Source organism: Proteus sp. G2626 (assembly GCF_009915985.1).
GTDB lineage: Bacteria > Pseudomonadota > Gammaproteobacteria > Enterobacterales > Enterobacteriaceae > Proteus > Proteus vulgaris.
The window spans coordinates 100,492-111,135 of the sequence record NZ_JAABNH010000013.1 but is presented as its reverse complement, the minus strand read 5'-3'; the positions used below and the strand labels follow the sequence as shown (position 1 = coordinate 111,135).

10 protein-coding genes and 1 pseudogene are annotated in these 10,644 nt (G+C 40.5%); 8 read left to right on the top strand and 3 right to left on the bottom strand.

The annotated features are described in order from the left end of the window. Positions 1-8: 8 nt before the first annotated feature. The 6 genes from murC (at position 9) to lpxC (ending at position 6,176) form a co-directional block, all read left to right on the top strand. Positions 9-1,472, top strand: a complete 1,464-nt coding sequence (gene murC, locus GWJ05_RS07175) for a UDP-N-acetylmuramate--L-alanine ligase (protein WP_115370722.1) — start codon at positions 9-11, stop codon at positions 1,470-1,472. 5 nt (positions 1,473-1,477) lie between these two features. Then, entirely contained in the window at positions 1,478-1,834 is a 357-nt protein-coding gene (locus GWJ05_RS07170; RefSeq protein WP_036934973.1) for a hypothetical protein, read from the top strand. 1 nt (position 1,835) lies between these two features. Beyond that, positions 1,836-2,621, top strand: coding sequence for a cell division protein FtsQ (gene ftsQ / locus GWJ05_RS07165; protein WP_036934971.1), 786 nt, complete (start codon positions 1,836-1,838; stop codon positions 2,619-2,621). A 45-nt stretch (positions 2,622-2,666) separates the two neighbouring features. After that, positions 2,667-3,923 carry a cell division protein FtsA gene (gene ftsA, locus GWJ05_RS07160; protein ID WP_036934969.1) on the top strand — a complete coding sequence of 419 codons (1,257 nt, stop codon included), beginning with the start codon at positions 2,667-2,669 and terminating at the stop codon, positions 3,921-3,923. Between the two features lie 70 nt (positions 3,924-3,993). Then, positions 3,994-5,160: a cell division protein FtsZ gene (gene ftsZ, locus GWJ05_RS07155; protein ID WP_036934968.1), complete on the top strand. Its 1,167-nt coding sequence runs from the start codon at positions 3,994-3,996 to the stop codon at positions 5,158-5,160. 98 nt (positions 5,161-5,258) lie between these two features. Then, positions 5,259-6,176 carry a UDP-3-O-acyl-N-acetylglucosamine deacetylase gene (gene lpxC, locus GWJ05_RS07150; RefSeq protein WP_036913397.1) on the top strand — a complete coding sequence of 306 codons (918 nt, stop codon included), beginning with the start codon at positions 5,259-5,261 and terminating at the stop codon, positions 6,174-6,176. 33 nt (positions 6,177-6,209) lie between these two features. On the opposite strand, the gene GWJ05_RS07145 is transcribed toward lpxC, so the two are convergent. Next, on the bottom strand, positions 6,210-6,725 hold the full coding sequence (locus GWJ05_RS07145; RefSeq protein ID WP_115370724.1) for a DUF721 domain-containing protein: 516 nt from the start codon (positions 6,723-6,725) through the stop codon (positions 6,210-6,212). A gap of 45 nt (positions 6,726-6,770) precedes the next feature. Here GWJ05_RS07145 and secM point away from each other — a divergent pair, with 45 nt between their 5' ends. Next, on the top strand, positions 6,771-7,298 hold the full coding sequence (gene secM, locus GWJ05_RS07140) for a secA translation cis-regulator SecM (protein WP_036934966.1): 528 nt from the start codon (positions 6,771-6,773) through the stop codon (positions 7,296-7,298). 100 nt (positions 7,299-7,398) lie between these two features. Beyond that, positions 7,399-10,107 (top strand): preprotein translocase subunit SecA, encoded by a 2,709-nt coding sequence (gene secA, locus GWJ05_RS07135; protein WP_036934964.1) that lies wholly within the window; start codon positions 7,399-7,401, stop codon positions 10,105-10,107. A 95-nt stretch (positions 10,108-10,202) separates the two neighbouring features. Here the strand turns inward: secA and GWJ05_RS07130 are convergent. Both GWJ05_RS07130 and GWJ05_RS07125 read right to left on the bottom strand, forming a co-directional pair. Continuing rightward, positions 10,203-10,433: pseudogene (locus GWJ05_RS07130) on the bottom strand (MerR family DNA-binding protein); the annotation flags it as partial. Positions 10,434-10,445: 12 nt separating this feature from the next. Further along, positions 10,446-10,598 (bottom strand): heavy-metal-associated domain-containing protein, encoded by a 153-nt coding sequence (locus GWJ05_RS07125; protein ID WP_161681249.1) that lies wholly within the window; start codon positions 10,596-10,598, stop codon positions 10,446-10,448. Between the last annotated feature and the right edge of the window lie 46 nt (positions 10,599-10,644).

The window sequence follows — 10,644 nt, the reverse complement described above, 5'->3', positions numbered from 1 at the left end:
AGTAAATAGTGAATACACAACAACTGGCAAAATTAAGATCGTTTGTGCCTGAAATGAGAAAAGTTAAGCATATTCACTTTATCGGCATCGGTGGTGCTGGTATGGGGGGGATTGCTGAAGTGTTAGCGAATGAAGGCTATGAAATCAGCGGTTCTGATTTAGCGCCAAATGTTGTTACACAACAGCTTGTTGCCTTGGGTGCAACTGTTTATTTTAATCATCGCCCTGAAAATATTCGTGGTGCCAGTGTTGTTGTGGTCTCGACCGCAATTAGTGCTGAAAATCCTGAAATTATTGCAGCGAGAGAAGCACGTATTCCGGTTATTCGTCGTGCTGAAATGCTAGCTGAATTAATGCGTTATCGTCACGGTGTGGCGATTGCAGGAACGCACGGTAAAACAACTACGACAGCAATGATTTCAAATATTTATGCACAAGCGGGATTAGATCCTACGTTTGTGAATGGTGGATTAGTTAAATCAGCAGGCACGCATGCACGTTTAGGGTGTAGTCGCTATTTAATTGCTGAAGCTGATGAAAGCGATGCATCGTTTTTACATTTACAACCTATGGTGGCAGTGGTTACAAATATTGAAGCTGACCATATGGATACGTATCACGGTAATTTTGACAATCTAAAAGAGACCTTTATTACCTTTTTGCACAACTTACCATTCTATGGTCGTGCAGTGATGTGTCTTGATGATGATGTTATCCGTTCCATTATTCCTAAAGTCGGTCGTTATATTACGACTTATGGATTTAATGAAGATGCTGATGTTCGTATTACGCATTATGAACAAAAAGGTGCTCAAGGTTTTTTCACTATTTCTCGTGAAGATATGCCGGATTTACAAGTTGTATTAAATGCACCAGGTCGTCATAACGCGTTAAATGCAACAGCAGCAGTAGCGGTTGCTACCGAAGAGGGTATTGCAGACGAACATATTTTAGCTGCATTACTTAACTTCCAAGGTACGGGGCGCCGTTTTGACTTCTTAGGAAATTACGGTCTTGAGCATGTTAATGGTCAAGAAGGTGAGGTGATGTTAGTCGATGATTATGGTCATCATCCAACAGAAGTTGATGCAACGATTAAAGCAGCAAGAGCAGGTTGGCCAGATAAGCGCCTAGTTATGATTTTTCAACCGCATCGTTACACACGTACACGTGATTTATATGAGGACTTTGCTACTGTTCTCAATCAGGTGGATATTTTATTATTAACAGATGTTTACGCAGCAGGGGAACCCCCTATTGCAGGCGCAGATAGTCGCTCACTTTGTCGAACAATTCGCCAGCGTGGCAAGTTAGATCCTATCTGGGTGTCTGATGTAGATAATATTTCATCAATATTAGCAGGCGTATTAACAGATAATGATCTTGTTTTAGTTCAAGGTGCTGGAAATATTGGTAAAATAGCGCGTCGCTTAGCAGATACAAAATTACAGCCATCTTTAAGCGAGGATTAAGGCGGATGTTTGAGCAAGTGAACATCATTTATGGTGAAATGGGTAATCAACTCGCTGTAATGATGAGATGTTATGAGAAAAATAACACAGTATTGGCGAAAAAAATGATCGAGAATTCGCTTGCTCAAAACCGTATTGAGAAAAAATTTCAGTTAAAAAGTAAGAAAAACGCAGAAAAATTCGCAATTTCTTCTTTTAAAGTAAATAATTCTCAACAGATTGAACAATTTAGTGATTTAATTATCAAACCTAAAGGTGTTCATAAAGTATATATATGTAGGAAAAGTATTAATCGAAGGAATATCGGACAAAAGGGTGGGCGATTCTCTTGTTTAAACGTTGCTCAGGAGTTAGTGGGTTAATATGTCACAAGCAGCGCTAAATATAAAAGAGCACAAAGAGAAACAGCATTCTGACAGGCCGAGTAATGGTACTTATTTATCAGGATTAATCTTTTTCTTATGTGTGATTGCCACTATCGTTTGGGGGGGAATACAAGTCGTTAATTGGATGAAAGATGCAAATCGTCTTCCCATCTCAAAACTTGTATTAACTGGCGAGCGGCATTACACAACGAATGATGATGTGCGTCAGGCGATTTTATCTTTAGGACAACCTGGCACATTTATGACACAGGATGTGAATATCATTCAGCAACAAATTGAACGTATGCCATGGATTAGGCAAGTCACTGTGCGTAAACAGTGGCCAGACGAACTTAAAATCCATCTGGTAGAGTATGTTCCCTTTACTCGCTGGAATGATACTTACTTTCTTGATAAAGAAGGGCGTGTTTTCAGTCTGCCAACGCAATTGGAAACTAAAGGTAATTACCCTTTGTTATATGGCCCTCAAGGAAGTGAAAAAATGGTGTTATCAGGTTATGTAGCAATGCGAGATCAACTTCTTGCGAGTAACCTGAATTTAAAAGCAGCGTCAATGTCTGCTCGTCAAGGATGGCAATTAGTTTTAGACAATGATGTCCGATTGGAGTTAGGTCGTAAGGATAACGAAAAACGGATCGCTCGCTTTATTGAGTTGTATCCGATACTGCAACAACAAACAGATAAACGAGTTGATTATGTTGATCTGCGTTATGACAGTGGTGGTGCAGTCGGATGGGCTCCTTTATTACTTGAGAATGAATAAACAAGACGTGGCAGATGACACGATGAAGGCGAAGGCAGAACAATAATGATCAAAGCGACGGACAGAAAATTAGTAGTTGGTCTTGAGATTGGTACGGCCAAAGTAGCCACCCTTGTCGGTGAGATCCTGCCTGATGGTGTAGTGAATATTATCGGGGTGGGAAGTTGTCCATCTCGAGGCATGGATAAAGGTGGTGTTAATGATCTTGAATCCGTCGTGAAATGTGTACAACGGGCGGTAGATCAGGCTGAATTGATGGCTGATTGTCAAATATCTTCAGTGTATTTGGCGTTATCAGGTAAGCATATCAGTTGCCAAAATGAGATTGGTATGGTGCCAATTTCAGAAGAAGAAGTGACTCAAGATGATGTTGATAGCGTGGTTCATACTGCGAAATCCGTCAAAGTAAAAGATGAACATCGTGTTTTACACGTTATACCGCAAGAGTATGCCATTGATTATCAAGAAGGGATCAAAAACCCTGTTGGATTATCGGGTGTACGTATGCAAGCTAAAGTTCATTTAATTACCTGCCATAACGATATGGCAAAGAATATTGTAAAAGCAGTTGAACGCTGTGGGTTAAAGGTAGATCAACTGATTTTTGCAGGATTGGCTTCAAGTTTCGCTGTATTGACAGAAGATGAACGTGAACTCGGTGTGTGTGTTGTTGATATTGGTGGCGGTACAATGGATATCGCAATTTATACCGGTGGGGCATTAAGACATACTCGCGTTATTCCTTATGCTGGCAATGTGGTAACGAGTGATATCGCTTATGCATTTGGTACACCCCCAAATGATGCTGAAGCTATCAAAGTTCGCCATGGTTGTGCATTAGGCTCTTTAGTCGGTAAAGATGAAAATGTCGAAGTTCCTAGTGTCGGAGGCAGGCCACCAAGAAGTCTGCAACGACAAACCCTTGCGGAGGTGATTGAGCCTCGTTATACCGAATTGCTCAATCTTGTTAATGAAGAGATTTTAAAAGTTCAAGAACAATTACGTCAGCAAGGGATTAAGCATCATTTAGCCGCAGGTATTGTGCTAACAGGTGGTGCTGCACAGATTGATGGACTTGTTGAATGTGCTCAACGTGTTTTTCACACGCAAGTACGGATCGGTAAACCGTTAAATATTACCGGGCTAACAGATTATGCGCAGGATCCCTACTACTCAACAGCCGTTGGGCTCTTGCATTACGGTAAAGAATCCCACTTTGGTGAGGAAACAGAAACCGAAAAACGCTCTGCTGTCAGTGGTTTGTTTAAGAAACTTACCAGTTGGCTAAAAAGAGAGTTTTAATAATCAGACAAATTTAAAAAGAGGTCGTTTGAGCAAGCGACCCTAAGAAGGCACAAAACGGAGAGAAATTATGTTTGAACCTATGGAATTAACCAACGATGCGGTGATTAAAGTCATCGGCGTTGGTGGCGGCGGCGGTAATGCGGTTGAGCACATGGTTCGTGAACGTATTGAAGGTGTAGATTTCTTTGCAGTCAATACGGATGCTCAAGCGTTACGTAAAACAGCAGTCGGACAAACTATCCAAATTGGTAATGCCATTACGAAAGGCTTAGGTGCAGGTGCAAACCCTGAAGTGGGTCGTAATGCCGCAGAAGAAGACCGTGAAGCGCTACGTGCAGCGCTTGAAGGTGCCGATATGGTCTTTATTGCAGCCGGTATGGGGGGCGGTACGGGTACTGGTGCTGCGCCAGTTGTTGCTGAAGTTGCTAAAGAATTAGGTATTTTGACCGTTGCTGTAGTGACTAAGCCTTTTAATTTTGAAGGCAAAAAACGGATGGCATTTGCGGAACAAGGTATTACTGAGTTATCAAAACATGTTGATTCATTAATCACTATTCCTAATGACAAACTATTAAAAGTATTGGGCCGTGGTATTTCATTATTAGATGCGTTTGGTGCTGCTAATGATGTGTTAAAAGGCGCAGTCCAAGGTATTGCAGAGCTAATTACCCGCCCTGGTTTAATGAACGTTGACTTTGCCGACGTAAGAACAGTGATGTCCGAGATGGGCTATGCCATGATGGGCTCTGGTGCTGCTAAAGGTGAAGATCGCGCTGAAGAAGCCGCAGAAATGGCGATTTCAAGTCCATTATTGGAAGATATCGACCTGTCTGGTGCGCGTGGTGTATTAGTCAATATTACTGCAGGCTTTGATTTACGTCTTGATGAATTTGAAACAGTGGGTAATACCATTCGTGCATTTGCATCAGACAACGCAACTGTGGTTATCGGTACATCCCTTGATCCAGAAATGAATGATGAACTGCGTGTAACTGTCGTTGCAACAGGTATCGGCATGGACAAACGTCCAGAAATTACGCTGGTAACGAATAAGCAAAATCAGCAAAGCGCAATGGAGAATCGTTATCAGCAAATGCAAAATAGCATGTCTTCTTTTTCAACTGTAGAAGAAAGCAAGCCAGCAGCAAAAGCCGTTAACGAACAATCTACTCAGGCGAATAAAGAGCCCGATTATTTAGATATCCCTGCGTTCCTGAGAAAACAGGCTGATTAATCGCCAAAAAGATTGGCATCTCCGCTTTTTGTGCTAAACTGTCCTGCCAATTATAAGTATAATGATTGGTAGGACGGATAACATTGCGAGATAAAATGATGATCAAACAACGGACATTAAAACGAATTGTACAAGCAACTGGTGTGGGGCTTCACACAGGTAAAAAAGTTACGCTTACAATGCGTCCGGCGCCAGCAAATACTGGGGTCATCTACCGTCGTACTGATTTAAATCCACCGGTGGATTTTCCAGCAGATGCAAAATCAGTTCGTGACACTATGCTTTGTACTTGCTTAGTTAACGAAGATGATGTGCGTATCTCAACCGTTGAGCATTTAAACGCAGCACTGGCTGGTTTAGGCATTGATAATATCGTAATTGAAGTGAATGCACCTGAAATTCCAATTATGGATGGAAGTGCAGCACCTTTTGTTTTCTTGTTACTAGATGCAGGTATTGAAGAACTTCGTACTGCGAAGAAATTCATTCGCATCAAAGAAACAGTGCGTGTTGAAGATGGCGATAAATGGGCAGAAATGCGTCCATACAATGGGTTTAAATTAGATTTCACTATTGATTTTAATCACCCAGCCATTGATGCAAGTACACAGCGTTATAAATTAGATTTTTCAGCAGAATCCTTCATGAGCCAAATTAGCCGTGCTCGTACTTTTGGGTTTATGCGTGATATCGAATATTTGCAATCTAAAGGATTGTGTTTAGGCGGAAGCTTCGATTGTGCGATTGTAGTTGATGATTATCGTGTTCTCAACGACGATGGTTTACGTTTTGAAGATGAATTTGTTCGTCACAAAATGTTGGATGCAATCGGTGATTTATTTATGTGTGGTTATAACATTATCGGTGAATTCACTGCGTTTAAATCAGGTCACGCATTAAACAATAAATTACTCCAAGCGGTATTAGCAAAAGAGTCTGCGTGGGAATTTGTCACATTTGAAGACGAAGCACAAATGCCGGTGGCATTTAAAGCTCCTTCAATGGTTTTTGCTTAATTCCAGTGATGGAAGTACGTTAATTATCTCTAATTAACGTTCATCTTTGGTTGCACTTGTACTCTCTCCGGCAAGTGCAGCCAACCGTTCTAATTTCTCTCTTAATTTCTTCGGGCTTTTCTGCGCTAAATACTTTAATGATTGAGCACTTTCTAAACTTAAATGACGTCTCTTTGTAGGCTCTTGTTCTTTTAATGATGATATTAAAGATCTTTTTTCCGGTTTTATTCCTAAAGTCGGATTTATTTTGATGTCTATTGAGGATAAGGATGGTAAAATTTCTTGTCTTAATGCAGAAAGTAATGATGGCGTCTCATAACGTAATCGAGTTAACCAACTTGCGTTTGCGACTTCAATAATTAAAATAGCGTTGCGATAATTGGCGACACGGCATTTATCTTGTAAAGGAATAGGTAAAAGGCCCATGACGGCGCGATTTAATTTTAGTAAAATCGTTGCACGCTGTTGAATGAGTTGTAATGTATTTTTATTGGAACCTTCAAGTTCGATGAAGATTTTTTCCAATGATTGTGGGTAACTATCCCGCATAGATTTTGACTCCACAAAATAAAAATTAATGAGCAACGAAGGTTAATGAGCATTATAAGTTTTTGGCGACAGTTTGGCAGGCGATATTTTTGGTCGCATCTGCTTTTAGGGATGGTAGCAGCAGGTATTGGAATACCTTCGCTGTTGTCTGCCCATGCCGAAAATCCACAACAAACAGATACACCTTCCTCACAGAATCGCCAGAGTCAGGCACTTATTGCGTTTGATAACCTATTTTTACGTCAAAGTGTACAGAATCCTGCCTCATCCTTCACCTTTAATTACTGGCAACAGCACGCAGTAAAAAATGTCATTAAACAGCTTTCTTTTGCATTCACTATTAATTCTCCTGAGTTGATGGTAAAGGCCAAAGATGAGCCGTCTCCTGTTTCTCATGTTGCAGAGGTCATGCTTGATACTCTGTATGCTTTATTGACAGACACGTCCTCAACAGCATTAACCCATTTACCGCTTTCTGGCTATACTTTAGCACAGAGCACCACTTCCTATCATACCGGATTATGGCTTGCACAAATCCGCGGGATCCGCGCTGGACCTTACCTAACGGCTTAATTGAGTCATATAATCTAATAAGATTATGATTATCTCTGTTAAAACATAAAAACAGAGGCTTTTTTCGGCGTTTTCACGCCATAAATGAGAATAAAGATTTATGTTAGGTAAAATTGTAACCAAGATTTTTGGTAGCCGTAACGATCGTACTATCCGCCGTATGCGCAAAGTTGTTAATGAAATTAATAAACTTGAGCCAGAATTTGAAAAACTGACAGATGATGAGTTAAAAGCAAAAACGAACGAATTTCGTGAGCGCTTAAAAAAGGGTGAAAAAGAAGAAGATATTTTACCCGAAGCGTTTGCAACTGTGCGTGAAGCCAGTAAACGTGTCTTTGGTATGCGCCATTTCGATGTGCAGTTAATCGGTGGTATGGTACTGAATGAGCGTTGTATTGCAGAAATGCGTACCGGTGAAGGTAAAACATTAACCGCAACATTACCTGCATACTTAAATGCACTATCAGGTAAAGGGGTTCACGTTGTTACCGTCAATGATTACTTGGCACAACGTGACGCCGAAAATAACCGTCCTCTGTTTGAATTCTTAGGTTTAAGCGTTGGTATCAACTTGCCGAATATGGCGCCACCAGTAAAACGCGAAGCCTATAATGCCGACATTACTTACGGTACGAACAACGAATTTGGTTTTGATTACTTACGTGACAACATGGCATTTAGCCCACAAGAGCGTGTTCAACGTAAATTACACTATGCATTAGTGGATGAGGTTGACTCAATCTTAATCGATGAAGCGCGAACACCACTGATCATTTCAGGCCCAGCAGAAGACAGTTCTGAGCTTTATATCCAAATGAATAAAGTGATCCCTCATTTGGTTCCTCAAGAAAAAGAAGACTCAGATACTTTCCAAGGTGAAGGTGATTACTCTGTTGATGAAAAAACACGTCAAGTGAATATCACAGAACGTGGCCTAGTTAAAATTGAAGGCTTATTAGCAGATGCTGGCATGATGAAAGAAGGTGAGTCTTTATACTCACCGGCGAATATTATGTTAATGCACCATGTGACTGCTGCATTACGTGCTCATGCGCTGTTTACCAAAGACGTTGACTACATTGTTAAAGATGGCGAAGTTATTATTGTTGACGAACATACTGGTCGTACAATGCAAGGTCGTCGCTGGTCTGATGGTTTACACCAAGCGGTTGAAGCCAAAGAAGGTGTGAAGATCCAAAATGAGAATCAAACATTAGCGTCAATCACATTCCAAAATTATTTCCGTTTATACGAAAAATTAGCAGGGATGACCGGTACTGCGGATACTGAAGCGTTTGAATTTAACTCTATCTATCGCTTAGAAACTATTGTTATCCCAACTAACCGCCCAATGGTACGTAAAGATCTCCCTGACTTAGTTTATATGAATGAACAAGGTAAATTTGCTGCCATTATCGAAGATATTCGTGAACGTACCAAGAATGGCCAACCTGTACTTGTTGGTACTATCTCAATTGAAAAGTCAGAAGAAATCTCTAATGCGTTAACGAAGGCCAATGTTCACCATAACGTGCTGAATGCGAAATTCCACGCAATGGAAGCTGATATTATTGCTAACGCAGGTTTACCTTCTGCCGTGACTATTGCAACTAACATGGCAGGTCGTGGTACTGATATCGTGTTGGGGGGGAGTTGGCAAACTGAAGTGGCTAAACTTGATGAGCCAACAGAAGAACAAATTGAAGAAATCAAAGCGAAATGGAAAGAGCGCCATGACGCAGTATTAGCTTCAGGTGGTTTACATATCATTGGTACTGAACGTCATGAGTCACGCCGTATTGATAACCAGTTACGTGGTCGTGCGGGTCGTCAAGGTGATGAAGGTTCTTCTCGTTTCTATTTATCTATGGAAGACTCTTTAATGCGTATTTTTGCTTCAGATAAAGTATCTGGCATGATGCGTAAATTAGGTATGAATGAAACCGAAGCGATTGAGCACCCTTGGGTAACTAAAGCGATTGCCAATGCACAACGTAAAGTAGAAAACCGCAACTTTGATATTCGTAAACAATTACTTGAATATGATGATGTAGCTAATGATCAGCGTCGTGCAATTTATACTCAACGTAACGAATTACTTGATGTAGCAGACGTCAGTGAAACTATCGACAGTATTCGTCAAGATGTCTTCACTACGATGATCGATAACTATATTCCACCTCAATCACTGGAAGAAATGTGGGATATTGAAGGGTTAACTGCATGTCTACAAAAAGATTTTGATTTGAATTTACCAATTAAAGAGTGGTTAGATAAAGAGCCTGAGTTACATGAAGAAACATTACGTGAACGTATCCTAGAAAAATCGATCGAAGTTTACAAAGCAAAAGAAGAAATCGTTAGTGCTGAAATGATGCGTAACTTTGAAAAAGGCGTGATGTTACAAACACTGGATTCACTGTGGAAAGAGCACTTGGCAGCGATGGATTATTTACGTCAAGGTATCCACTTACGTGGTTACGCACAAAAAGATCCGAAACAAGAGTACAAACGTGAATCGTTCGCTATGTTTGCTAACATGTTGGAATCACTGAAATATGAAGTGATAAGCACACTAAGCAAAGTCCAGGTTCGTTTACCAGAAGAAGTTGAAGAGTTAGAACGTCGTCGCCGTGAAGAAGCCGAGCGTCTAGCAAAACAACAGCAATTAAGCCATGAAGTGACAAAAGAGTCTCAAATGTCAGCGGTAGATGGTCAAGTTGCGGCGGGTAAAAAAGTAGGACGTAATGAGCCATGCCCTTGTGGATCGGGTAAGAAATTTAAGCATTGTCATGGTCAATTAGGTTAATTTATCTGTTGATAATAATGGTTATTTAGCTTTTCGTTGAATAAGAAAATCCCGCTTATTATTAAGCGGGATTTTTTATTGTTGATAGAAAAAAACTAAATTGAAGAGTGCAAATGTGAGAGATGAGTTTTTGTTTTTTGACTTTCAGATCCCGATCCGGGCTCGATTAATCCTGCAATAATGGGGCAATCAGGATTGTTATCACTTTGGCAATCTTTGACTAAATGTTCTAATGTTTTTGTCATTTGTTGTAATTCTGCAATCTTACGATTGAGCGCTTCAATATGGGAGAGCGCAATAGATTTCACATCTGCACTGGCGCGTTCTCTGTTATCCCACTAAGCGAATAATTTGTGCCAAAACGGTATTTGAACCGACTTTAGTGACGTTAAAGCTCCTGTTTTATTAATTGTACCACATGAAGCACATGTCATTCCTTCTACAGGTAAACTCAGTCGGTTGGCAGAGGACAACGTTGTCTTCGTATCCATTAGAATTCTCCTCTTAAATAGGGTATGAAATTAAGCTTAAACTTTA

Coding starts and splice junctions, on each gene's coding strand:
- ftsQ (WP_036934971.1), top strand. CDS start 1,836: ATGTCACAAGCAGCGCTAAATATAAAAGAGCACAAAGAGAAACAGCAT.
- lpxC (WP_036913397.1), top strand. CDS start 5,259: ATGATCAAACAACGGACATTAAAACGAATTGTACAAGCAACTGGTGTG.
- GWJ05_RS07125 (WP_161681249.1), bottom strand. CDS start 10,598: ATGGATACGAAGACAACGTTGTCCTCTGCCAACCGACTGAGTTTACCT.
- ftsZ (WP_036934968.1), top strand. CDS start 3,994: ATGTTTGAACCTATGGAATTAACCAACGATGCGGTGATTAAAGTCATC.
- ftsA (WP_036934969.1), top strand. CDS start 2,667: ATGATCAAAGCGACGGACAGAAAATTAGTAGTTGGTCTTGAGATTGGT.
- secM (WP_036934966.1), top strand. CDS start 6,771: ATGAGCATTATAAGTTTTTGGCGACAGTTTGGCAGGCGATATTTTTGG.
- GWJ05_RS07145 (WP_115370724.1), bottom strand. CDS start 6,725: ATGCGGGATAGTTACCCACAATCATTGGAAAAAATCTTCATCGAACTT.
- secA (WP_036934964.1), top strand. CDS start 7,399: ATGTTAGGTAAAATTGTAACCAAGATTTTTGGTAGCCGTAACGATCGT.
- GWJ05_RS07170 (WP_036934973.1), top strand. CDS start 1,478: ATGTTTGAGCAAGTGAACATCATTTATGGTGAAATGGGTAATCAACTC.